21 protein-coding genes are annotated in these 22,499 nt (G+C 60.3%); 7 read left to right on the top strand and 14 right to left on the bottom strand.

The window, feature by feature from the left end:
- Positions 1-26: 26 nt before the first annotated feature.
- Entirely contained in the window at positions 27-1,208 is a 1,182-nt protein-coding gene (locus tag HX875_RS09115) for a CaiB/BaiF CoA transferase family protein (protein ID WP_177042937.1), read from the bottom strand.
- 152 nt (positions 1,209-1,360) lie between these two features.
- A complete protein-coding gene (locus HX875_RS09110; RefSeq protein WP_010165794.1) occupies positions 1,361-2,695 on the bottom strand; it encodes a dicarboxylate/amino acid:cation symporter in 1,335 nt (444 codons plus the stop codon).
- Positions 2,696-3,027: 332 nt separating this feature from the next.
- On the opposite strand from HX875_RS09110, the gene HX875_RS09105 reads away from it, so the two are divergent.
- Complete coding sequence (locus HX875_RS09105) at positions 3,028-4,026, top strand: AraC family transcriptional regulator (RefSeq protein ID WP_177042936.1); 999 nt, start codon at positions 3,028-3,030, stop codon at positions 4,024-4,026.
- A gap of 173 nt (positions 4,027-4,199) precedes the next feature.
- On the opposite strand, the gene HX875_RS09100 is transcribed toward HX875_RS09105, so the two are convergent.
- Genes HX875_RS09100 through HX875_RS09090 form a run of 3 tightly spaced genes read right to left on the bottom strand, consistent with a single transcriptional unit; the run spans position 4,200 to position 6,547 of the window.
- Positions 4,200-5,546: an ATP-binding protein gene (locus HX875_RS09100; RefSeq protein ID WP_177042935.1), complete on the bottom strand. Its 1,347-nt coding sequence runs from the start codon at positions 5,544-5,546 to the stop codon at positions 4,200-4,202.
- Entirely contained in the window at positions 5,543-6,220 is a 678-nt protein-coding gene (locus HX875_RS09095; protein ID WP_003214228.1) for a response regulator transcription factor, read from the bottom strand. Before HX875_RS09095 ends, HX875_RS09100 begins: the two co-directional genes overlap by 4 nt.
- 18 nt (positions 6,221-6,238) lie before the next feature.
- Positions 6,239-6,547, bottom strand: coding sequence for a hypothetical protein (locus HX875_RS09090; protein ID WP_177042934.1), 309 nt, complete (start codon positions 6,545-6,547; stop codon positions 6,239-6,241).
- Between the two features lie 180 nt (positions 6,548-6,727).
- Between HX875_RS09090 and HX875_RS09085 the strand changes: the two genes are divergently transcribed.
- Positions 6,728-7,444, top strand: coding sequence for a 4'-phosphopantetheinyl transferase family protein (locus tag HX875_RS09085; protein ID WP_177042933.1), 717 nt, complete (start codon positions 6,728-6,730; stop codon positions 7,442-7,444).
- A 71-nt stretch (positions 7,445-7,515) separates the two neighbouring features.
- On the opposite strand, the gene HX875_RS09080 is transcribed toward HX875_RS09085, so the two are convergent.
- Positions 7,516-9,126: an ATP-binding protein gene (locus HX875_RS09080; RefSeq protein ID WP_177042932.1), complete on the bottom strand. Its 1,611-nt coding sequence runs from the start codon at positions 9,124-9,126 to the stop codon at positions 7,516-7,518.
- Positions 9,123-9,848 (bottom strand): response regulator, encoded by a 726-nt coding sequence (locus tag HX875_RS09075; protein ID WP_177042931.1) that lies wholly within the window; start codon positions 9,846-9,848, stop codon positions 9,123-9,125. Before HX875_RS09075 ends, HX875_RS09080 begins: the two co-directional genes overlap by 4 nt.
- Positions 9,849-10,589: 741 nt before the next feature.
- On the opposite strand from HX875_RS09075, the gene HX875_RS09070 reads away from it, so the two are divergent.
- A complete protein-coding gene (locus HX875_RS09070) occupies positions 10,590-13,487 on the top strand; it encodes a ribonucleoside-diphosphate reductase subunit alpha (protein ID WP_177042930.1) in 2,898 nt (965 codons plus the stop codon).
- An 80-nt stretch (positions 13,488-13,567) separates the two neighbouring features.
- On the opposite strand, the gene HX875_RS09065 is transcribed toward HX875_RS09070, so the two are convergent.
- From HX875_RS09065 to HX875_RS09035, 7 genes are all read right to left on the bottom strand, one after another.
- Positions 13,568-14,644 (bottom strand): hypothetical protein, encoded by a 1,077-nt coding sequence (locus tag HX875_RS09065; RefSeq protein WP_177042929.1) that lies wholly within the window; start codon positions 14,642-14,644, stop codon positions 13,568-13,570.
- A 168-nt stretch (positions 14,645-14,812) separates the two neighbouring features.
- Positions 14,813-16,135, bottom strand: coding sequence for a flagellar hook protein FlgE (flgE, locus tag HX875_RS09060; RefSeq protein WP_177042928.1), 1,323 nt, complete (start codon positions 16,133-16,135; stop codon positions 14,813-14,815).
- A 30-nt stretch (positions 16,136-16,165) separates the two neighbouring features.
- Positions 16,166-16,894, bottom strand: coding sequence for a flagellar hook assembly protein FlgD (gene flgD / locus HX875_RS09055; RefSeq protein WP_177042927.1), 729 nt, complete (start codon positions 16,892-16,894; stop codon positions 16,166-16,168).
- Positions 16,895-16,910: 16 nt separating this feature from the next.
- Complete coding sequence (gene flgC / locus HX875_RS09050; RefSeq protein WP_177042926.1) at positions 16,911-17,363, bottom strand: flagellar basal body rod protein FlgC; 453 nt, start codon at positions 17,361-17,363, stop codon at positions 16,911-16,913.
- 3 nt (positions 17,364-17,366) lie between these two features.
- A complete protein-coding gene (flgB, locus tag HX875_RS09045; protein WP_003214246.1) occupies positions 17,367-17,774 on the bottom strand; it encodes a flagellar basal body rod protein FlgB in 408 nt (135 codons plus the stop codon).
- Between the two features lie 234 nt (positions 17,775-18,008).
- A complete protein-coding gene (cheR, locus tag HX875_RS09040) occupies positions 18,009-18,836 on the bottom strand; it encodes a protein-glutamate O-methyltransferase CheR (RefSeq protein ID WP_177008427.1) in 828 nt (275 codons plus the stop codon).
- A 43-nt stretch (positions 18,837-18,879) separates the two neighbouring features.
- The gene (locus HX875_RS09035; RefSeq protein ID WP_003214250.1) at positions 18,880-19,812 is read right to left on the bottom strand and encodes a chemotaxis protein CheV; all 933 of its coding nucleotides are present in this window, start codon (positions 19,810-19,812) and stop codon (positions 18,880-18,882) included.
- 81 nt (positions 19,813-19,893) lie between these two features.
- Between HX875_RS09035 and flgA the strand changes: the two genes are divergently transcribed.
- The 4 genes from flgA (at position 19,894) to HX875_RS09015 (ending at position 22,485) form a co-directional block, all read left to right on the top strand.
- Positions 19,894-20,658, top strand: coding sequence for a flagellar basal body P-ring formation chaperone FlgA (gene flgA / locus HX875_RS09030; RefSeq protein ID WP_177042925.1), 765 nt, complete (start codon positions 19,894-19,896; stop codon positions 20,656-20,658).
- A gap of 142 nt (positions 20,659-20,800) precedes the next feature.
- The gene (gene flgM / locus HX875_RS09025; protein ID WP_177042924.1) at positions 20,801-21,124 is read left to right on the top strand and encodes a flagellar biosynthesis anti-sigma factor FlgM; all 324 of its coding nucleotides are present in this window, start codon (positions 20,801-20,803) and stop codon (positions 21,122-21,124) included.
- Between the two features lie 48 nt (positions 21,125-21,172).
- Complete coding sequence (locus tag HX875_RS09020; RefSeq protein ID WP_177042923.1) at positions 21,173-21,640, top strand: flagella synthesis protein FlgN; 468 nt, start codon at positions 21,173-21,175, stop codon at positions 21,638-21,640.
- A 95-nt stretch (positions 21,641-21,735) separates the two neighbouring features.
- Positions 21,736-22,485, top strand: coding sequence for a flagellar brake protein (locus tag HX875_RS09015; protein ID WP_177042922.1), 750 nt, complete (start codon positions 21,736-21,738; stop codon positions 22,483-22,485).
- Positions 22,486-22,499: the final 14 nt, after the last annotated feature.

Genomic DNA, 22,499 nt, shown 5'->3' with positions numbered 1-22,499 from the left:
TGCCTGCGATGGCGTCAGCCCAAGCACTACTGAATCACTTTGGCACGCCGCAGATCGTCTATCCGCTGAACACTGAATCCCAACTCAGCCAGCACTTCATCGCTGTGAGCGCCCACCGCCGCGCCAATGTGCCTGGCCGCCGGCAAACCCTCGGAAAACTTCAGCGGGCAGGCCATTTGCGCCTGGCTGGAACCATCGCCCCGCGGTACCTGGCTGACCAACTCCCGGGCTTTCAACTGTGGGTGCTCGACAGCCTCGCTCAAACTCAACACCGGTTCGACACACGCATCAATCCCGGCAAACAATGCACACAGGTCATCAAAACTGCGTTTCTCGAACTCGACCTGCAATGCCAGCTTGAGGGCTTTCTGCTGCTCAGGCTTGGGCGACAACCCCTGCGCCGCCAACTCTGGGCGCCCAAGCGCTGTACACAACTGCTGCATAAAGGCCGGTTCCAGGCTGCCCACCGACAACCAGCGCCCCTCACGCGAGCGGTAATAGTCATAGAAGCTGCCGCCATTGAGCACCTGGTTCTCCCACGCCGGTTCCACACCGCAGGCCAGGTAACCCGCACCCGCCATGGCATTCAGGCTGAAGGCGCAATCGGTCATGCTCACGTCCAGGTACTGCCCCACTCCACTCTGCTGCCGGGCGATCACCGCCGCCAGCAAGCCGATCACCGCGTGCAACGAGCCGCCGCCCACGTCTGCCAACTGCACGCCAAGGGGCAACGGCCCGCTGTCCTGGCGCCCGGTGTAGCTGGCGATACCGGCCAGGGCCAGGTAGTTGATGTCATGGCCGGCGCGGTCCTTGTAGGGGCCGGTCTGGCCGTAGCCGGTGATGGAGACATAGATCAGCTTCGGGTTGATCGCCTTCAACGCCTCGTAGCCCAGGCCCAGGCGCTCCATGACCCCAGGGCGAAACTGCTCCAGGACGATGTCGTAGTCCGCCACCAGTTGCCGCACGATCGCCACGGCCTCGGCCTGCTTGAGGTCCAGGGCCAGGCTGCGCTTGTTGCGGCTGAGATAGGCATGGCTGGCCGACACGCCCTGGTCGTGTGGCGGCAATACCCGCAGCAGGTCCATGCGGGTGGGGGATTCGATGCGCAGCACCTCGGCGCCCATGTCGGCCAGCAGCAACGAGGCGAACGGCCCCGGCAGCAAGGTGGAGAAATCCAGTACTTTGAGGGACGCCAAGGGACCTGACATGAAGACTCCGATTCCGGTTCGATAGCTCACAGAGTAGGCAAACCTGAGCCCAAGCGGCAATCACATAAACCATCATCGGGAGTGACCGTTGTGGTTTTGCACAGGCATAAAAAAACCCATCCGAAGATGGGTTTTTCACAAACGGTGCAGCCTTACTTGACGGCGGTTGGGGTCGGGCCTTCGGCCACGCCCAGGTCGTCTTCTTCACGGGTCTCGGAGATACCGCGACCACCGGAAGCCAGTTCGACTTGCAGCTTGTCTTCGTCCAGTTCCTTCACCCACTTGGCCACAACCAGAGTGGCAACGGCGTTGCCGACCAGGTTGGTCAGTGCGCGGGCTTCGGACATGAAGCGGTCGATACCCAGGATCAGCGCCAGGCCGGCAACCGGCAGGTGGCCGACAGCCGACAGGGTCGCGGCCAGTACGATGAAGCCCGAACCGGTGACGCCAGCCGCGCCCTTGGAGGACAGCAGCAGAACCAGCAACAGGGTGATCTGGTGGGTGATGTCCATGTGGGTGTCAGTCGCCTGGGCGATGAACACGGCAGCCATGGTCAGGTAGATCGAAGTACCGTCCAGGTTGAAGGAGTAGCCAGTCGGGATAACCAGACCCACTACCGACTTCTTGGCGCCCAGGCGTTCCATCTTGATCAGCATGCGTGGCAGTGCGGATTCGGACGAGGAAGTACCCAGTACGATCAACAGTTCTTCACGGATGTAGCGGATCAGTTTCAGGACGCTGAAGCCGTGAGCGCGGCAGATGCCACCCAGCACGATCAACACGAACAGGATGCAGGTGATGTAGAAGCAGATCATCAGCTGACCCAGCTGCACCAGCGAACCTACGCCGTAGGCACCGATGGTGAACGCCATGGCGCCCAGGGCACCCAGTGGCGCGAGCTTCATGATCATGTTGATGATGTTGAACATCACGTGGGCGAAGCGATCGATGAAGTCCAGCACCGGCTTGCCGTAGGCACCCAGGCGATGCAGGGCGAAACCGAAGATCACCGAGAACATCAGCACTTGCAGGATGTCACCGGTGGCGAATGCGCCGACGATGGTGTTCGGGATCACGTTCAGCAGGAAGCCAACGATGCTCTGGTCGGCACCGGCAGTCACGTAGGCAGCGACTTTAGAGGCGTCCAGGGTAGCCACGTCGATGTGCATGCCGGCGCCCGGTTGCACAACGTTGACCACGACCAGGCCGATCAGCAGGGCGATGGTGGAAACGATTTCGAAGTACAGCAGCGCGTAGCCGCCGGTTTTGCCGACCGATTTCATGCTTTGCATGCCAGCGATGCCGCTGACAACGGTGCAGAAGATGATCGGGGCGATGACCATTTTGATCAGCTTGATAAAGCCGTCACCCAGTGGCTTGAGGGCCACGCCGGTCTGCGGGTAGAAGTGACCGAGCAAAATACCGATAACGATTGCAACGATCACCTGGAAATACAGGGATTTGTACAGTGGCTGACGAGTCGTCATTGCAAAGTTCCTCAATCGTCCCGTGTGGCAAATATCCGCCATTGCCCACGACACTTGAATTGCGAACCCTCCTGCACTGGAGGGATTTGTTTTTTGCGAGCTGCGCACGGCAGATCTGCGTCTCCTATCGCAAGCGTCGTGCCACTTTCCTTGAAAACCGCTGAAGGCCTTTAGACATCAGCGCTCGGGGTATTTTCAGCTTCAGGCTCCACCTGCAGGCAGTGGCGGATTTCCGCCTGGCTGCCCAATCCCGTCCTACAATTTGGCGGATATCCGCCTTGTTGCACTCGCCCGGTGTGGCTAACATCCGCCACTCAATGGACGAGGCCTCTATGCGTGAACGTACCATCGCCAGTCACTACGCCCGGGCCGCGCTCGGCGGTGCACGCCGGGCCGGCTATGACTATTCGGGCCTGCTGCAGCAAGTGGGCATTACCCCGGAACTACTGAGCGAACCCCGCGCCCGCATCGCCCCGGAGCAATTCACGCGTTTGCTGCAGATGCTGTGGCTGGCGCTGGATGACGAATACCTGGGTTTCGCCGAAGGCCCGAGCAAGCGCGGCACCTTCGCCATGATGTGCCACGCGCTGATCCATTGCCGCACCCTGGAGAAGGCTCTGGAACGCGGCTTATTATTTTATAGCCTATTCCCGCAGGGTCCGCGCTGGCGCCTGACGCGTGAAGGCGAAATGGCCCGCTTGAGCCTGGATGATTCGCAGCTCTGGGACCCGGATCACTTCCTCAGCGAATGCCTGCTGGTGATCTGGCATCGCCTCGGCAGTTGGCTGATTGGCCAGCGCATCCGCCTGGACCAGGCCACGTTCAGCTACCCGATGCCGCCCCATGCCACCGAATACGACCTGCTGTTCCCCTGCCCGCAGATATTTGCAGCGCCCACCAGCAGCCTGGTGTTTCCCAGCCGCTACCTGAGCCTGCCGCTGTTGCAGGACGAGCGCACCCTCAAGCACTTCCTTGAGCGTTCACCGGCCGACCTGCTGTCGCGGCCGGATGAAGGCGACAGCTTGAGCAGCCAATTGCGGCGTCTATTGAGCCGCGACCGCACGCCCTGGCCCGACCTGGAAGCTGTCGCCCAGCACCTGCATATCAGCCCGCAGACCTTGCGTCGGCACTTGCGGGAGGAAGGCACCAGCTTTCAGGCACTCAAGGATGAGTTGCGCCGGGACATTGCGATTTATCATTTGGGACGGGCGGATTTGTCGTTGCAGGAAATCGCCGAGCAGTTGGGGTTTTCCGAACCGTCGGCGTTTCATCGGGCGTTCAAGAAGTGGACCGGGCTGACGCCGGGGGCCTATAGAGCACAGGAAACCTGAAGGCGAATGCAAAATGTGTGGCGAGGGAGCTTGCTCCCGTTGGTCTGCGCAGCAGACCCAAAGCAGCCAACGGTGTATTCCTGTGAGAACTGGGTGGCAGGTTTGAGGGCCGCTTCGCGCCCCAACGGGAGCAAGCTCCCTCGCCACAGGAAGCTCACTGAGCCTGGATGCATTCAAGCAGCCGGAAAGTGAATCTTGAACGCCGCGCCACCCAAGGGTGAATCCCCAAGGGTCAGCCGTGCGCTGTAGCTTTCAATGATGTCCTTGACCACCGCCAGGCCAATCCCCTGCCCCGGATGCTGGCGGTCGAGCCGCTCGCCCCTTTGCAGGATTCGCGCACGCTGGTCCGGTGGCACGCCGGGGCCGTCGTCTTCGATGCACAGCTCGGTGCCTTCCAGGCTTTCCTGCAAGCTGATGCGCACTTCGCTCAGGCACAGGCGGTAGGCGTTTTCCAGCAGGTTGCCGAGCAGTTCCAGCAAAGCGCCCTTCTCGATCGGCACGTCGCACTCTTCCGGCAAATCAAAAGCCACCTTCACGCCTTTGTCGCGGTAGACCTTGTCCAGGGTGTCGCACAGGCTTTGCAGCACGGGCTCCAGCCGTACCTGGTGACGCACCAGGCCGCTTTTACGCAGGCTGGCACGTTGCAACTGGTAGCTGATCTGCTGGCTCATGCGCTCGATCTGCGATTGCAGCACCCAGGCCTGGTCCCGGTCTTCGGGGCGCTGGGCCATGTCTTCGCTCACGCCCTGCAGCACCGCCAACGGGGTTTTCAGGCTGTGGGCCAGGTCGTCCAGGGAATCGCGGTAACGGGTGCGTTGCTCACGCTCGCTGTGGAGCAAGCGGTTGAGGGAACCGGTCAGGCGCAGCAGTTCGCGGGGGTGTTGCTCGCTGAGGCTTTCCCGGGTGCCGCCTTCGATCTCATCCAGTTCCTGGCTCAGCCGGCGCAGCGCTTGCAGGCCCCAGGTCAGGCCCAGCCACAACAGGGTGAGCAACACCAGCAAGGCGGCGCCGAAACCCAGGTAGAGGTTTTCCCGCAGGCCTTCGAGGGTCAGTTGGTATTCGCGCACCGGTTGCAGGGCCACGATACTGAACGCCGCGCTCTTGCCGCCCAGCAGCTTGACCTCGACGTCATAGACAAAAAACTCCTGGCCGTTGGCCTCGCGAATCCGTGCGAACTCGTTGCCGCGCCCGTCATAGCGCGGCTTGTAGTTGATGTTTTCTTCCTGGGTGGCACGAGAACGCCAGACCAGATGGCCTTCGCGGTCATAGATGTAGCCCAGCAGGCGGCTGTCGGTGAGGTTGAAGCGCTCATCCGGCAGTTGTGCGGGCATCAGCAGGCGATTGTTTTCGACCCGGGCAGCCGAAATCAGCGTCGTGACATCCGACGCCAGGCGCTGCTCGATGGAGTCCTGCAGGGCCAGGCTGAAGGCGCCCTGCATGGCCGGCAACAAGGCCAGCATAAACAGCACGGCCAGGGTGGTGGCCGCGAGCATCAACCGTACACGTAACGAGCGAATCAACGGCAGCGCTCATTAAACAGGTAGCCCAGGCCACGCACGGTGTCGATCGGCTTGAACCCGGCCGGGCCTTCCAGCTTGCGGCGCAGGCGGCCCACCAGCACTTCGATGACGTTCGGATCACGCTCGTCGTCATCGGGGTAGAGCTGTTCCATCAGGCGGTCCTTGGCGACCACTTGCTGATGGTGACGCATCAGGTATTCGAGGATGCGGTATTCGTACGCCGTGAGCGCCAGAGGCTGTTCGTCGAGGGACGCCTGCTTGCGATTGAGGTCCAGCAGCAACGGCCCGGCGACGATGGTCGACTGGGTAAACCCGCTGGAGCGGCGCAGCAATGCGTTCATCCGCGCTTCCAGCTCTTCGAACTGGAACGGCTTGACCACGTAGTCGTCGGCACCGGCGGCCAGGCCTTCGACCTTGTCCTGCCAGTTGCCGCGGGCGGTCAGGATCAGGATCGGAAACGTTTTGGCCTGGGCGCGCAATTGGCGGATCAGGTCCAGGCCGCCCATGCCGGGCAGGCCGAGGTCGATGATCGCCAGGTCGTGGTTGAATTGCCCGGTCTGGTACAGCGCCTCTTCGGCGTTGGCAACGGCCTCGACCACGTGACCGCTGTCGGTAAGGCGGGTCAACAGGTGATGACGCAGCAACGCCTCATCTTCGACAACCAGCAATTTCATAAAGCTCTCCAAGGCAAATCAACTTTCCGACTGGGGTATATCATAGCGGCCTTGCAGGTCTTGCTGGCGCAGTTTACTGCCGTTGAAGTGACCTGACAGGTTTTGATTGCCCACGCGATAGTCCGAATGCGGGGTGTACTGGCCCAGGGACTGGCCCCAAGGCGCAGCCTGTTCGCCGGCATCTTCGAAGCTCACCCGCTGAAGCAGGCTGTAGGGCTTTTTGCTCTTCTCTTTGGAGAAACCCGCGAAGCTCGCGTCAGAGGCCTGCACGCCAGCAGTGGCACTGAGCATGGTTAACGCCAACATCAGCTTCTTGATCGCAGTCATGGTGCTACCTCACACGCTTTGGCTTTGGGTACAGGGCCAGACTACGCAGCCCCCCCTGAACTCCCCCTGAACACTCTCTGAACCTGGGCTGAACCGAGGCCGGCTACTGTGTAAAGAGTTATTTACGTATCCCCGGGCGCAGGCTATCCAGCGGCCCTCCAACTCGGCAAAATACCCGGCATGAACTCCCTACCCGCTTGCTGCACCCCACTTGATGCCCATTGGCCGCTACCCATTGCCCTCCCTGGTACGGTATTGCTGAGCACCCGGTTTGACCCGGCCCTGCTGGCCATCGGCGACTTCCAGCGCAGCGCCGTGCCGCCGCCCGCGAGCATCCAGCGTTCGGTGGCCAAGCGGCAGGCGGAGTTTCTTGCCGGTCGCGTGTGTGCCCGTGCCGCGCTGCATCAGCTCGACGGGCTGGATTGCGTGCCGGCGATTGGCGAGGACCGCGCGCCGGTCTGGCCGGCCCACATCAGTGGGTCGATCACCCACAGCACCGGCCATGCGGCGGCCATCGTCGCCCACAAAGCCCAATGGCGCGGGCTGGGCATGGACCTGGAAAACCTGCTGAGCCTGGAGCGGGCGGAGCGCCTGGCCGGGGAAATCCTGACACCGGATGAATTGCAGCGCATGGCCGCCGGGCCGCGGGAGCAGATTGCGCAGGTGGTGACGTTGACGTTTTCGGCGAAGGAGAGCCTGTTCAAGGCGCTTTACCCGATCGTGCAGAAGCGCTTTTATTTTGAACATGCCGAGTTGCTGGAATGGTCGGATACCGGCCATGCGCGGCTGCGGTTGCTGACGGACTTGTCCGCCGAGTGGTGCCATGGCAAGGAGCTGGAGGCGCAGTTTGCGGTGGATGGGGGGCAGTTATTGAGTTTGGTGGCCGTCAGCGCCTGATTTTGGGGCTGCTGCGCAGCCCAACGGGAGCAAGCTTCCTCGCCACAAAAAAGCATGTTTGACACGGGGCTTCAGGGTTTCTCCTGGTCTCGCGGCCAACTCAGGCTGAAACACGCGCCACCCAGGTTGTTGCTCTTGCTGATCAACGCCCGACCGCCGTGCCAATAGATGATCCGCCGCACAATCGACAATCCCAACCCATGCCCGCCCGACGCACGGGTGCGGCTGTCGTCCAGGCGCAGGAACGGTGTGAAGATCCGCTCCCAGGCACTTTCCGGCACGCCCGGCCCGTCGTCTTCCACGTCGATGCGGCAACGCACCTGGCCCACCTGGTAACTGATCAGCACCTGCCCCTGGGCATGGCGCATGGCGTTGCTCACCAGGTTTTGCAGGGCACGGTGCAGGTAGCGCGGCTCAGCGTCCACCCAGGCATCGTCCCAATGGGCCGATGACAGGCAGATGCCCCGCGCCACGTTGATCTCCGGGCGCAACGGCGACAGCTCGTCAATCACCTGATCGAGCAAGGCGCTAAGGTCGACCCGCTGAAAATTCAGCGCCGGCGAACCCTGCTCCAGCCGCGCGTAGGTGAGCATTTCGTCCACCAGCCCGTCGAGGTCCTGGATGTCACTGTCCATGCCTTCCATGTACTTGCGCCGTGCTTCAGGGGTGGCCGCGTCACCGATCATCTCCAGGCCGAACCGCAGGCGCGCCACCGGCGTGCGCAGCTCGTGGGACACCGCACGCACCAGTTCGCGCTGGATTGCCAGCAGGCGTTGCAGGTGTTCGGCCATGCCATTAAACGCTGCGGCCAGGCGGCCGACCGAATCGGCGCCCCGGGCCGGCACGCGCACTTCCAGGCTGCCTTTGGCGATGCGTGTGGCGGCGGCTTCCAGGCCGCTCAAGCGCCGCTCCAATTGGCGCACCAATAAATAGACGATCAAGCCAATCAGGGTCAGGCTGATCAGCGCGATCAGGATCAGCCATTGCGCCGGGTACGGGTTCATCTGGTACAGCGGGCCGATTTCCAGGACCCACGGCGTACCGACCATCCCGGCAAACACCCGGATCGAATCACCGCCCTTGCCCAGGGCCATCACCGTATCGCCCTCCGACACGCGCCGGCGCTGGTCGTCATCCATGTCCGCCTGATCGAGCATCATCAGGTGCATCTCGAAACCAAAGCCCTTGGCCTCTTTCAAGTCCGCGAGTTTTTGCGGTTGCTCGGCCACCGGGAAGCGCACCAGTTCATCGGCCAGCAGGTAAATAGTCGCACGGGCCAGTTGTTCGCTGATTTGCTGCACTTCGCCGGTGAGCAACAGTTGCTCCTGGTCGCTGACCAGCCGCAGCACCCTGGCCGCGTGAGGCCCGGTTTGCTCCACCAATACTTGCCCGCGTTGCAGGCGGGTGCGCTGGCTCAGGTCCAGGTGCGCCTCGGCCACCGTCTGCAATTCCAGCGGGATGCCCAGCAAGCGCTCCCACACCGCCAGGGCGCGGCGGCGCTCGATGGCGCTCATGGGTTGCAGGTTGTCGCCCATCAGCGCGAAAGTGCCGTGGGCCAGGCGCTCGCGGTACTGGCCGCTGCGCACTTCATTGAGCAGGTGCAAGGCCAGCACGCCGAGCAACGCCACCAGAATCAGCGCCGCGCACATGCCGCCGTAGATGCGCAGGAAGATCGAGTTCACGGGCGCAGGTCAGCGGCAGCTTCGGGGACGAACAGGTAGCCTTTGCTGCGAATGGTCTTGATCAGGCGCGGGTGGATCGGGTCGTCGCCGATTTTCGGGCGGATCCGCGAGATGCGCACGTCGATGGAGCGGTCCTGGCCGTCATAGCCAATGCCACGCAAGGCGGTAAAGATTTCTTCCCGGGACAGGATCCGCCCGGCATTCGCCACCAGCAGCCACAGCAGGTCGAACTCGGCGCTGGTCAGTTCGATGCCGCCTTCGTGCAGCCAGGCTTCACGCAGGGCGTTGTCCACCACCAGCGGGCCAAATTGCAGGCGCCGCTGTTTTTCGGGGGTGGCTGGTTCGACGCTTTCACTGCGCCGCAGCAGGGCCTGGATCCGCGCCAGCAACAGGCGTGGGCGCACGGGTTTGCACACGTAGTCGTCGGCGCCCATGTCCAGGCCGAGCACCTGGTCCATGTCGTCGGTGCGCGCGGTCAGCATCAGGATCACGCCATCGTAGCGCTCGCGCACCTTGCGGCAGATGCTCAGGCCGTCTTCGCCGGGCAGCATCAGGTCGAGGATCACCAGGTCCGGCTGTTCGGCGATGATCCGCGCTGCCGCGAGGGCGCCGTTGCCTTCCACCGACACCCGCAGGCCGTTGCCCTCCAGGTAGTCACGGGTCAACTCAGCCAGTCGTTCGTCGTCCTCGACAATCAAGACCTGCCAGGCTTCTTGCTCCATGCTTTACCTCGGTTCTCATTATTGTTGGCGTCCTTCGCGCGCAAGATCGCTCCTACAGTTGTCATGTGGAGTGAACAAGCTATCGCGTGACTAAGGGACGATTGTAGCCATGGGTCAGCCCTGTAGCACAAGCGCGCAAATGGGTTCGGAGATGGTGTTTTTTTGTGATAGGGTTCGCGCCCGCAAAAATTCAACCGGATGTTTTTACCTCGGAATATCCGGTGACAAACGGTGCAATGCAGCAGTACTGCGGCCTACACGCCTGTTCCACGTTTCATACACATTTTACCCACAGCGTTATCCACAGGTAGTGCGTTGCCATACCCCCCAAAACGCATTATCTTGTAGGTCGTCGCCAAAAAAACCCTACATGTAGGGTTTTCAGCGAAAAGACCAAACACAAATCAGACAAGAAACTCAAGTCCTTTCTTGCTCCTGTTTGGTTGAACTTAAGCCTTTTTCGCAAGACCAAACCGCGCACGCGGATGGCAGCCGTTTTCAGCCCCGATCAGGCGAAAACGGTACGGGTGTTGCAGTACGAAACTGTCACCCACCAGGAATACGGTAAAGAGCCCCCAGGCTTGTAACCGAAGACTTCGGCATGGAAGCGGCGCGAACAGCTCCCTTCCTCCTGTCCCGAAGTTGTTATGCCAGGCCCAGGCCTGTTGTAAGTGCTTCAGGACGGAACGGTGGGCACCGTGATGGTGCCCAAATAAATATAGAATGTGGAGACAACCCCCCATGCAAACCGACACAACTCGCGAGAACCCGCAAGGCTCCGTGCCGCAGGCCGCTGATTCGAACCTGGATCTGTCCGCCACCGCGCCCGGCCAACTGCGTGTGATCAAGCGTAACGGCACTGTCGTTCCTTACACCGATGACAAAATCACCGTCGCCATCACCAAAGCGTTTCTTGCAGTTGAAGGCGGCACCGCTGCTGCCTCGTCGCGCATCCACGACACTGTTGCGCGCCTGACCGAACAGGTCACCGCCACCTTCAAGCGTCGCATGCCATCGGGCGGCACCATCCACATCGAAGAAATCCAGGACCAGGTCGAACTGGCCCTGATGCGTGCCGGCGAGCAGAAAGTTGCCCGCGACTACGTGATCTACCGTGACTCGCGCGCCAAGGAACGTGCCGTACGCTCCCCGGCCGAAGAAGCCGCCGTACAAGCGCACCCGTCGATCCGCATCACCCTGGCCGACGGTACGTTTGCACCGCTGGACCTGGGCCGCCTGAACACCATCATCACCGAGGCCTGCGAAGGCCTGGAAGAAGTCGATGGTGACCTGATCCAGCGCGAAACCCTGAAGAACCTGTACGACGGCGTGGCCCTGACCGACGTCAACACCGCCCTGGTGATGACCGCCCGTACCCTGGTTGAACGTGAGCCGAACTACTCGTTCGTGACCGCGCGCCTGCTGATGGACACCCTGCGTGCCGAAGGCCTGGGCTTCCTGAACGTCGCCGACAGCGCCACTCACCACGAGATGGCCGACCTGTACGCCAAGGCCCTGCCGGCCTACATCGCCAAGGGTATCGAATTCGAATTGCTGAACCCGGTCCTGGCCACCTTCGACCTGGAAAAACTCGGCAAGGCGATCAACCACGAGCGCGACCAGCAGTTCACCTACCTGGGCCTGCAAACCCTGTACGACCGTTACTTCATCCACAAGGACGGTATCCGCTTCGAACTGCCGCAGGTGTTCTTCATGCGCGTGGCCATGGGCCTGGCGATCGAAGAGAAGCAGAAAGAAGACCGTGCCATCGAGTTCTACAACCTGTTGTCGTCCTTCGACTACATGTCGTCGACCCCGACCCTGTTCAACGCCGGTACCCTGCGTCCACAGCTGTCCAGCTGCTACCTGACCACCGTGCCGGATGACCTGTCGGGCATCTACCACGCGATCCACGACAACGCCATGTTGTCCAAATTCGCCGGCGGCCTGGGTAACGACTGGACGCCGGTGCGTGCACTGGGTTCGTACATCAAGGGCACCAACGGCAAGTCCCAGGGCGTTGTACCGTTCCTGAAAGTAGTGAACGACACCGCCGTTGCAGTTAACCAGGGTGGCAAGCGCAAAGGCGCTGTGTGTGCCTACCTGGAAACCTGGCACATGGACATTGAAGAGTTCATCGAGCTGCGCAAGAACACCGGTGATGACCGTCGTCGTACCCACGACATGAACACCGCCAACTGGATCCCTGACCTGTTCATGAAGCGTGTCTTCGATGACGGCCCGTGGACCCTGTTCTCGCCATCCGAAGTACCGGACCTGCACGACCTGACCGGCAAGGCCTTCGAAGAGCGTTACGAGTACTACGAAGCCCTGTCCCAGTACCCGGGCAAGATCAAGCTGTTCAAGACCATCCAGGCCAAAGACCTGTGGCGCAAAATGCTCTCCATGCTGTTTGAAACCGGCCACCCATGGCTGACCTTCAAAGACCCGTGCAACCTGCGCAGCCCGCAGCAGCACGTGGGCGTGGTCCACAGCTCGAACCTGTGCACCGAGATCACCTTGAACACCAACAAGGACGAGATCGCCGTTTGCAACCTGGGCTCGATCAACCTGCCGAACCACATCGTCAACGGCAAGCTGGACACCGTAAAGCTTGCACGCACCGTGAACACCGCCGTTCGCATGCTCGATAACGTTATCGACATCAACTACTACTCGGTGCCACAAGCGCAGAACTCCAACTTCAAGCACCGTCCGGTTGGCCTGGGCATCATGGGCTTCCAGGACGCTTTGTACCTGCAGCACATTCCTTACGGTTCGGACGCTGCGGTCGAGTTCGCCGACAAGTCCATGGAAGCGGTCAGCTACTACGCGATCCAGGCTTCCTGCGACCTGGCCGACGAGCGCGGTGCCTACGAGACGTTCCAGGGTTCGCTGTGGTCCAAAGGCATCCTGCCGCTGGATTCGCAACAGATCCTGATCGAGCAACGTGGCCAGAAGTACATCGACGTTGACCTGAACGAATCCCTGGACTGGGCGCCGGTACGTGCCCGTGTGCAGAAAGGCATTCGTAACTCCAACATCATGGCCATCGCACCGACCGCCACCATCGCCAACATCACCGGCGTGTCGCAGTCGATCGAACCGACCTACCAGAACCTGTATGTGAAATCGAACCTGTCGGGCGAATTCACCGTGATCAACCCGTACCTGGTTCGCGACCTGAAAGCCCGCGGCCTGTGGGACTCGGTCATGATCAACGACCTGAAGTACTACGACGGTTCGGTGCAGCAGATCGAGCGCATCCCGCAAGAACTCAAAGAGCTCTACGCGACGGCCTTCGAAGTGGACACCAAGTGGATCGTCGACGCCGCCAGCCGTCGCCAGAAGTGGATCGACCAGGCTCAGTCGCTGAACCTGTACATCGCCGGCGCATCGGGCAAGAAGCTGGACGTGACCTACCGCATGGCTTGGTACCGTGGCCTGAAAACCACTTACTACCTCCGTGCCCTGGCCGCCACCAGCACCGAGAAATCGACTATCAACACCGGTAAGCTGAACGCTGTTTCCAGCGGCGGCAACCACGGTGATGATTCGGTTCTCGCCGCACCTGCCGGTCCAGCGCCAGTGCCTAAAGCCTGCGCGATCGACGAGCCGGATTGCGAAGCTTGCCAGTAAGCTGAGCCCACCCTGGGCTTAACCACCCAGGGTTGAAAAACCCCCGATAGGCCCATGGCGTATCGGGGGTTTTCTTTTGCCTAGAACAATACGGTCGCCGTACCCGACTGAGGTACACCGCCGCGCTTGCCCCACAACTCGATCTGGCCATTGATCACGGCCATCGAATGGCCGTTGTATTCCACCGTCCCCACCTTGCTGCTTCTCAGCTCGGCATCGGTCGCTGGCCTGTAGCGCCCCTTCAGGCCCAAGCGGTCCAGGCCCTCGCGTGCGTATTCACCATCGTTGAGGCTGTTCATCGCCGCCTGGAAACTGCCCCCGGCTGTGCCATCGTTGTTTTCAATCTGCGCCCGCTTTGCGCTTGCCGCATACATAAAGTTGGCATCGGTCATCATGGCCGGATCATCACCCTTGAAACGAGCCTGCTTAGCGGCCTGCTGCAATTCGTTCTGCGACACGAACAGCTTGAATCCATCGCGCATGGTGACGTCGAAACCATTGCCGTTCTCCTTCACCTCCTTGAACACGTCTGTAGGCTTCTGGCCGTACTGCATCATGGCGGCCTTTATCGCTGATACCGTGATGCAATTGCCGTCCGGCCCCTGACTGAATCCGCTCCAGATATTGCCCGGCTGGTTTTTCTCGGTACTGGGCTTTTTCCCGGGATTGCTGTTGTCGGGCTTGTAGTTGAAATGGTTAGCCCCTTCGGTGGTGGGTTTGTTGCTCATCGACTCGCCGGGAGGAAAATCATTCCTGTCCACCCTGCCGCCGCCGCCGCCGCGACCGCCTGGCGATGGTGAAGGTGGCTGAGCAGGGGACGGCGGCGTGTCATCTGCGTCCGGGAACAACATCTTCAGCAGTTGCTTGAGAAACTCAAGCCACTGTCCGGAAGCCTCTTCAATCAGCTTATTGAGGATTTCCTTGAATTTCTCATCACCCATCTCCTTTCGCACTTCATTGAGCTTGTCTCGCAGGTCTTGAGCGGTCTGGCTCTTGGAAGTCTTCTCGGCGTCGTCCAGCTCCCTGAGCAGTTTTTTGACTGACTCTTCGTTAGATACACCATTATTTTTCAAATCGCCCGGCCGCTCCGACCGCGCCCCCAGACCTGAGTGACTCACCCCACCAATAGCACCGCTTGAAACCAACACTCGCGCCATGCCCTGCCCCCCCCATTGACGTCGCCCTTCTTGGCTTCGTGGGTGGCAAAAAAGGCGTAGGGCGTTCCACCAAAAACATGTGCTCCAGTGAAAGCCTGGCCAATCGACAGGCAAAAAAAAGCCCCTCGACGAGGGGCTCTTTCAGTATTGCGGGTTAAAGCGACAGCATCAGGTCATCTGGATGATGGTCTGCATGATGGTGCTTTGAGTGGAGATGGTCTTGGCGTTCGCCTGATAGTTGCTCTGGGCCTTGATCAGGTCCACCAGCTCGTTGGTCAGGTTGACGTTGGAGTTCTCCAGGGAGTTGGCCACGATCGAACCCAGGGTGCCGGATTGCGGGCTGTCAAAACCAGGCTGGCCCGAGGCGAAGGTTTCTTTCCAGGTGGTCCCGCCGTTTGGCTGCAGGCCCTGCTCGTTGTTGAAGCTGGCCAGGGAAATCTGGCCGATGGCCTTGCTCTGCTGGTTGCTGAAGGTGGCGAACAACACACCCGTACCGTCGATTTTCAGGCCGGTGATTTGACCGGTGGCGTAACCATCGGTAGTCGGCGGGTTGCGGTAGGTAGCGGAGTTGAATTGAGTGATGTTCGACATATTGACGGCAATACCGTCCGTATTGGCGGCGGCACCGTTAGGCGTCCACACACCATTCACCAGGCCGCCCGGCTTCCAGTCGGAAATGGTCAGGGTGGTATTGGAAGCAGTGGCCGGCGGGGTAACGATCCCCGAGAGTTTGCCGGAGCTGTCAAACGACAGTGTCGACGCCACAGGCGCCTTGACGTCAGGAGTGGTGCCGCTGATCGGCGAGCCGTCAGGGTTGCGTCCGTCGATCAGGGTGTAGGACTTCCAGGTGTTGGAGTCTGTTTTCACCAGGTACTGCACCATCGGATGCGCGTTGCCCTGCGTATCGTAGAGCGTGGTGGAATACTGAGTGGTGAAGCTGTCAGATTTGGTCGGATCAAACGGGTGCGCAGTCTGATCGATCGTCGTCTCGGAGGAGTTCAGGTTACTGGTGGAGTCCACCTTGCTCGACGCCTTCGGCGGCAGGTACGACAGGTTGAGCGCCAGGTCGGTCAAGCCACCCTTCTGGATGTTGCCATCGGCGTCCGCCGCGTAGCCTTGCAGGCGCGCGGTACCGGTGTTGTCGGTGATGAAACCGTCCTTGTCCGCACGGAAGGAACCGTTACGGGTGTACTCCAACGAACCGTCGCTGCCCTTCTGCACGAAGAAGCCGCCGCCCTGGATCGCCATGTCCAGGATACCGCCGCTGTTGTTGACGTCACCCTGAGTGAACTGCTGGGACACTGCCGCCAGGTTCACGCCGTTACCGACGCTGTTCTGGCCGGTGCCCAGCTTGGACGCCGCATAGATATCCGAGAATTCCGCACGGGACGACTTGAAACCGGTGGTCGCGACGTTGGCGATGTTGTTGCCGGTCACGTCCAGCTGTTTGTTGGCCGCATAGAGACCGCTAAGGCCGATATTAAAAGACATTGTTCTCTCCTTTTGCCGTATTAGCCGGCTCTATGTACCGATAGTCTGAATTTGCGACAGCTTGATACTGCCCATGCCGCCCGCCAGATTGAGCACCATTTCGGCGCCGTTCGTGCCCAGGGTCACGCTGGTCACCGTTGCCGGCAGCGAGGTGGCCAGGGCAACCGAGTCACCCGTGTCGCTCTTGGTGGTGGCATTGAAGGTGTAGGTACCGGCCGGTGCCGTCTCACCCGCATCGTTCTTGCCGTCCCAGACAAAGCTGGAATTGCCGGCGCTCTGGGCACCCATGTCGATGGTGCGAACGACGTTGCCATCCTTGTCGGTGATCTTGACGGAGACGTTGCCCGTCGCCGCCGTCACAGCCACGGAACCGGTCATGCTCTTGCTGGTGTCCACCATGGCCTTGTCGGTCTGGGTGATGACCGACCGCCCCACCAGCGACGAAGCCTGCAGCGCCTGTGAGGAGCTGAAGTTGCTGGAAATCGCATTCACCGAGTCATTCAGGTTGTTGATACCTTCCAGGCTGCTGAACTGCGCCAGTTGCGCCACAAACGCGCCGTTGTCCTGAGGCGACAGCGGGTCCTGGTTTTTAAGTTGGGTCACCAGCAATTGCAGGAACGCATCCTTGCCCATCGACTGGTCGCCCGACGCCGCCTTGGCCGCGTCGCCGAGGCTGGTGTTATCTGTCGACGTCTGGACCTTGGCGTTGAAAAGGTCCTGGACCGCCGTGTTGGTCGAACTGGTATCAACAATGGCCATTATTTGGCGCCCCTTATCACTGACCCAGGGTCAGGACTTTCTGCATCATGGTTTTGGCGGTGTTCATCATTTCCGCGTTGGTCTGGAACGAGCGGCTGGCGGAAATCATGTCTGCCATTTCCTCGACCACGTTGACGTTGGGGTAGTACACGTACCCTTTGGCGTCCGCGGCGGGGTGATTCGGCTCGTAACGGGCTTCAAGGTTGCTCTGGTCTTCGACTACACCGAGCACCTGCACACCCTGGCCTGCGGCATCCTGGTTCTGGAACAGCGAATCACCGCTGCCGCTCTGGCCGCCTTGGCCGCCCTGAAACATGGTGGCGAACACCGGGTGCCGGGCACGGTAGGTCTGGTCAATGCTCGAGGACACGGTCTCGGCGTTGGCGATGTTACTGGCGACGGTGTTGAGGCGCGTGGTCTGGGCGCTCATGCCACTACCGGCAATATTGAAAACACTGGCGAGGGACATGGCTTACTCTCCACGCAGGGCTGACATCAGCCCTTTGAATTTGCTGTTGAGCAGGGTGAAGCTGGCCTGGAAGTTCACCGAGTTCTCGGCGTAGGCCGATTGCTCCAGCTGGGCGTCCACGGTGTTCTGGTCGATCGACGGTTGCATCGGCGTGCGATACAGCAGTGACTCGTCACCATTGCCCAGGCCCTGCGCTTCGATATGACGGCTGTTGGTCATGTTCAAGGCGAAGGTGCCGTTCTTGGTCTTGTCTTGCTGGGCGGCGAGCACAGCAGAGAAGTCCAGGTCCCGAGCCTTGTAGTTCGGGGTGTCGGCGTTGGCAATGTTGTTGGCCAGGACTTCGGCACGCTGGGCGCGGAAGCCCAGGGCTTGTTCGTGGATACCGAGCGCTTTATCGAAGCTGATGCTCATGGCGGAAACCTTTAGGGGCTGACCTGCTTTTCGTAACAGGGTTATAGCAATCGGCATGCCAATTCTCTCGAGGCCCGTATTACAAGGGTTTGCGAGGAAATTGCCGGCGGCAATGCCAGAAAAGCGGCAAAGGGTTTCCGCGAAACGCCAGTAAAGCGGCAATGAAGGCTTGCCGCTTTGCGGCCATAAAAAAAGGGAGGCCTGTGCAGGCCTCCCTTTTTGCTCAAGCATTCATCACTTGGCCTGGTAGATGATCCCAGGGCTGCACTGCACCATCTGGTAATGATCCGGCAAACCGTTCAGTGCCTCGGAAGCGCCAAGGAACAGGTAACCGCCGCGCTTGAGGGTGCCATGGATGCGCAACAGAATGTCTTTCTTCACCTCGGCCGAGAAGTAGATCAGCACGTTGCGGCAAAACACCATGTCGAACTTGCCCAGGCTGGCGTAACTGTCCAGCAGGTTGAACGAGCGAAACTCCACCCGGCTCTTGATCGGCGCCTTCACCGCCCAACGCCCCGCACCCTTGGGATCGAAGAAGCGCTGCAAGCGCTCCTGGGACAACCCGCGCCCCAGTGCCAGGCTGTCGTATTCGCCGGTCTTGCAGTTGGTGAGCATGGTGCCGGACAGGTCCGTGGCCACGATTTGCGCCCCGGCCTTCAACTGGCCCATGTTGGTCCGCTCGAACTCGTCGATGGACATCGAAATCGAATACGGTTCCTGCCCCGACGAACAGGCCGCCGACCAGATACGCAGGCGCTGGCCCGGAGCGGCCTTGATCGCCTCCGGCAGTACCTTGTTCTTGAGCACTTCAAACGGATAGGTGTCACGAAACCATAAGGTTTCGTTGGTGGTCATGGCATCGACCACCATCTCCTTGAGCCCGCTGCGTGGCTGGCCCTGGATCCGCTGCACCAGTTCCCCGAGGGACTTGATGCCTTGCTGCTCCATCAGTTTGTTGAGACGGCTGGATACCAGGTACTGCTTGTTTTCACCGAGCAATATGCCACAGGCTTTTTCCAGGAAGACCCGGAACTGTTCGAAATCCAAATTACCCGTAGACAATGATACCGCCTCTTAAATCGTGTGACCGCCAGGGAAAAAGCCCCTAGCCGTGATCTGCTGCCTTGATCCGGTCGACTACCCGGGATGCCAGGTCATCAGGACGGAATTTGGCCAGGAAGTCATCGGCACCGACCTTCTTGACCATCGCCTGATTGAATACACCGGACAACGAAGTATGCAGGATGATATGTAGTTTTTGCATGCGTGGGTCGTTGCGTATCTCGGCCGTGAGGGTGTAGCCGTCCATTTCCGGCATCTCGATGTCGGAGATCATCATCAGGAATTCTTCTTCCGGCTTCTTGCCCTCATCCACCAGCTTGCGCAGGTAATCCAGGGCCTGGCGACCGTCATTGAGCGCCACCACTTCAACGCCGACCGTCTGCAGGCAACGGGACACCTGCTTGCGCGCCACCGAGGAGTCATCCACCGTCAGCACCCGCAGCGAGATCGCCTTGTGCGCGGTCTCGGCGTCTACTACGCCGACCGAAATCGCCTCCGAGGTCGGGGCCACTTCGGCGAGGATTTTCTCCACGTCGATGATTTCCACCAACTGGTTGTCGACCCGCGTCACGGCCGTGAGGTAGTGATCGCGGCCGGTGCCCTTGGGCGGCGGATGAATCTCTTCCCAGTTCATGTTGACGATGCGCTCTACCGAGCGCACCAGGAACCCCTGGGTCTTGGTGTTGTACTCGGTGATGATCACGAATGGACTTTCGCGGTCCTGCAAACCCGCCGAACCGGTGGCCATGGCCAGGTCAAGAATCGGGATGGTCGCGCCACGGATGTTGGCCACACCACATACCACGGGACTGGACTTGGGCATTATTGTCAGCTTGGGACACTGCAGCACTTCCCGAACCTTGAAGACGTTAATCCCGTAAAGCTGCTTGCCGTCCAGACGGAACAGCAGCAACTCCAGGCGATTCTGCCCTACCAGCTGTGTGCGCTGGTTTACTGAATCCATTACACCGGCCATGCCCAGACTCCTACGCTAAAACTTTAGGGGTACGACGCGTACCCAACACTAAACGGCACGAGCTTTGCTTTTTTATTGGCCATGGACATCAAAACGACAGTTTCCCGACGCCTCCGATCCCCACAGTACCGCAGATTGCTCTGCGTCTCGATGGCGTTGCTTGCCTTGGCGGCGGGCCAACCGGCCCGTGCCGATAACGTCACCTTGCCTGATCTGCTTATCGGCGTCACTCAAGGCTTTCTTGAGTTCACTGTAGAAGATTATCTGGCCACCACACAGACGCCCGGGCGCTATGAAATCCAGGTCAACCAACTGGATCCGCGCCTGCGCATGCCCATGTGCGACAGGGAATTGACGGCATCCCTGGAAAGCCCGGCCCAACCCATCGGGCGCGTGACCGTGAAGGTGCGCTGTGAAGGCGCCTCGCCCTGGACGGTGTATGTGCCGGCCCAGGTCAAACTGTTCCGCGACGTAGTCGTAGTTACCCGGCCACTGAAACGCACTGGAATCATTGGTTATGAGGACGTTGCGATGCGTGAACGGGACATCAGCCTGATCACCCAGAGCTACCTCACGTCCGTCGACCAGGCCATCGGGCAGAAACTTACCCGACCAATGGTCACCGATCAGGTGATTACCCTGGTCAATCTTGAACAGGCCGAAGTGGTGCGCAAAGGTGACCAGGTGGTGATTTCCGCCAGCAGCGGCGGCCTGAACGTAAAAATGCCGGGGGAAGCCTTGTCCAACGGCGGCATGAGTGAACAGATTCGCGTCAAGAACCTCAATTCCAACCGCGTGATCAAGGCCCGGGTGACTGCACCGGGGCAGGTTGAGGTGGCTTTATAGATCGCTGGCATAGGACGCCAGCTTTTCCTACACTGTGCCCACAGCAGCATCGTGCCTAGGTTTATTGTCAATCGAGCCTAAAGTTTGTCCGGGTATGGCCGAAAACATGGCAAGCGTCCAAATACCCAGAGGTTTTTTTAACATGGTCATCGATTTCAGTCGTTTGAATAACGCCCTGCCAACGCCCGGCTCTTCGCGCACCAGCGGTGCCAAAGACGGCGTTGAAGCCAAGTCCCAGCCTCTGCCTGCCAAGACAGAACAGGCCGGTGCCAGCCAAAGCGGGGAATCGGTACACCTGAGCAATGAGGCTCAACAGTTGCAGAAGGTCACTGACTCGCTGAGCGATCAGCCGGTTGTCAATAAAGCCCGCGTGGCCGAATTGAAGCAGGCGATTGCCGATGGCAGCTATAAGGTCGACAGCAACCGTGTAGCCAGCAAGCTGCTTAACTTCGAAGCCGAGCGCTAGGCAAAGGCCTGCGCCAGGCTTTTGGACGCTTAAACCCCAAGGCCAGCCATGCACGACGAAAACTTGCTACAACTGATCATTGAAGATTTGGCTCCCGCACAGCAGTTGCTGGAGTTACTTCGGGAAGAATCCCTGGCCCTGTTCGGCCGCGACATGCGCATGCTGGAAGAAATTCTGGCGCGCAAGCAATCGCTGATCGTCCTGCTGGAACAACACGGCAAGAAACGCAGCCAGATTCTCGTCAGCCTGGGCCTGCCTGCCGACCACAAAGGCCTGGAGCAACTCGCCAGCCACTCCACGGTCGGCGACCAGTTGCTGGCCCAGAGCAAAGAACTCAACCAGTTGCTGACCCTGTGCCAGGAGACCAATACCGTCAACGGCCAGGCGATCCAGCTTCAACAAGCCACGACCGCCAATCAGTTGCGTATCCTCCACGGCGGCGAGCCTCCGGCCCTCTACAACGCTCAAGGCTCCACCTCACGCCTGGCCAAGCCAAGCACCCGCAGCCAAGCCTGAAACCAGTTTGAGTGCGCCCTATCCAAGGCGCGCCACATGCTGGCAAAATGACAGCACTTGCGTGTAGTCGTATTTTGTCTGGAGATGGAAGAACCGTGTTCAACACCCTTAACGCGGAAGATGCTCCGCAGCCACCCAAGGTACTCACCACGCCGCTGGAAATCGCGGGCACCTTGCGGATGCTGCAAGAGAGCCACGACCCGCTGATCATCACCTTCCACGAACGCAACCAGCGCTTTCAAAGCTACCTGGTCGAGGTCGACCGGGACAGCAAGTCGCTGGCCCTGGACGAAATGATCCCGCGTGACGGCGAACGCTACCTTGAGAATGGCGAAGCTTTCCGTATCGAAGGTTTTCACGATGGCGTGCGGGTGGCCTGGGAAAGCAACGGCACCCTGACCCTTGACGAAGCCGGCGGCCACCGCATTTACCGCGGCAGCATGCCCGACGAAGTGATCTACCATCAGCGCCGCAATGCATTCCGCGCCGCCCTGAAGCTGGCTCAACTGGTAGGCGTCGAGCTGGGTGGCGATAAACTCAAGGCGCCCATCAGCGGCAAGCTGCTGGATATTTCCGCCACCGGCTGCAAATTGCGCTTCGAAGGGGATATTTCCGAGCGCCTGCAACTGGGCCAGGTCTACGACCGTTTCATCGCGGCGCTGCCGTTTGGCAGCATGACCACGTCGGTGGAACTGCGTTACCTGCACTTTGAAGAAAGGATCAACACCACGTTCGCCGGCGTGCGCTTTCACAACATGAGCGGTCTGGTGCAGCGTCAGGTCGAGCGGTTTGTTTACCAACTGCAGCGTGAAGCGCGCCGGTTTGACAAGGACGACGATCTTTAAGCAGTAAAGGTCGC

The sequence above is a fragment of the Pseudomonas yamanorum genome (genome assembly GCF_013386765.1).
Lineage (GTDB): Bacteria > Pseudomonadota > Gammaproteobacteria > Pseudomonadales > Pseudomonadaceae > Aquipseudomonas > Aquipseudomonas yamanorum_A.
Note: the sequence above shows the minus strand (reverse complement) of the source record. Positions and strands in the feature narration are given on the sequence as shown.

Excerpts from the sequence above, each read along its gene's own strand:
- HX875_RS09020 (WP_177042923.1), top strand. The coding sequence starts at position 21,173 with ATGCACGACGAAAACTTGCTACAACTGATCATTGAAGATTTGGCTCCC.
- HX875_RS09110 (WP_010165794.1), bottom strand. The coding sequence starts at position 2,695 with ATGACGACTCGTCAGCCACTGTACAAATCCCTGTATTTCCAGGTGATC.
- HX875_RS09075 (WP_177042931.1), bottom strand. The coding sequence starts at position 9,848 with ATGGAGCAAGAAGCCTGGCAGGTCTTGATTGTCGAGGACGACGAACGA.
- HX875_RS09065 (WP_177042929.1), bottom strand. The coding sequence starts at position 14,644 with ATGGCGCGAGTGTTGGTTTCAAGCGGTGCTATTGGTGGGGTGAGTCAC.
- HX875_RS09070 (WP_177042930.1), top strand. The coding sequence starts at position 10,590 with ATGCAAACCGACACAACTCGCGAGAACCCGCAAGGCTCCGTGCCGCAG.
- flgM (WP_177042924.1), top strand. The coding sequence starts at position 20,801 with ATGGTCATCGATTTCAGTCGTTTGAATAACGCCCTGCCAACGCCCGGC.
- flgB (WP_003214246.1), bottom strand. The coding sequence starts at position 17,774 with ATGAGCATCAGCTTCGATAAAGCGCTCGGTATCCACGAACAAGCCCTG.
- HX875_RS09035 (WP_003214250.1), bottom strand. The coding sequence starts at position 19,812 with ATGGCCGGTGTAATGGATTCAGTAAACCAGCGCACACAGCTGGTAGGG.
- HX875_RS09115 (WP_177042937.1), bottom strand. The coding sequence starts at position 1,208 with ATGTCAGGTCCCTTGGCGTCCCTCAAAGTACTGGATTTCTCCACCTTG.
- flgD (WP_177042927.1), bottom strand. The coding sequence starts at position 16,894 with ATGGCCATTGTTGATACCAGTTCGACCAACACGGCGGTCCAGGACCTT.
- HX875_RS09105 (WP_177042936.1), top strand. The coding sequence starts at position 3,028 with ATGCGTGAACGTACCATCGCCAGTCACTACGCCCGGGCCGCGCTCGGC.
- HX875_RS09085 (WP_177042933.1), top strand. The coding sequence starts at position 6,728 with ATGAACTCCCTACCCGCTTGCTGCACCCCACTTGATGCCCATTGGCCG.
- flgC (WP_177042926.1), bottom strand. The coding sequence starts at position 17,363 with ATGTCCCTCGCCAGTGTTTTCAATATTGCCGGTAGTGGCATGAGCGCC.
- flgA (WP_177042925.1), top strand. The coding sequence starts at position 19,894 with ATGGACATCAAAACGACAGTTTCCCGACGCCTCCGATCCCCACAGTAC.
- HX875_RS09090 (WP_177042934.1), bottom strand. The coding sequence starts at position 6,547 with ATGACTGCGATCAAGAAGCTGATGTTGGCGTTAACCATGCTCAGTGCC.
- flgE (WP_177042928.1), bottom strand. The coding sequence starts at position 16,135 with ATGTCTTTTAATATCGGCCTTAGCGGTCTCTATGCGGCCAACAAACAG.
- HX875_RS09095 (WP_003214228.1), bottom strand. The coding sequence starts at position 6,220 with ATGAAATTGCTGGTTGTCGAAGATGAGGCGTTGCTGCGTCATCACCTG.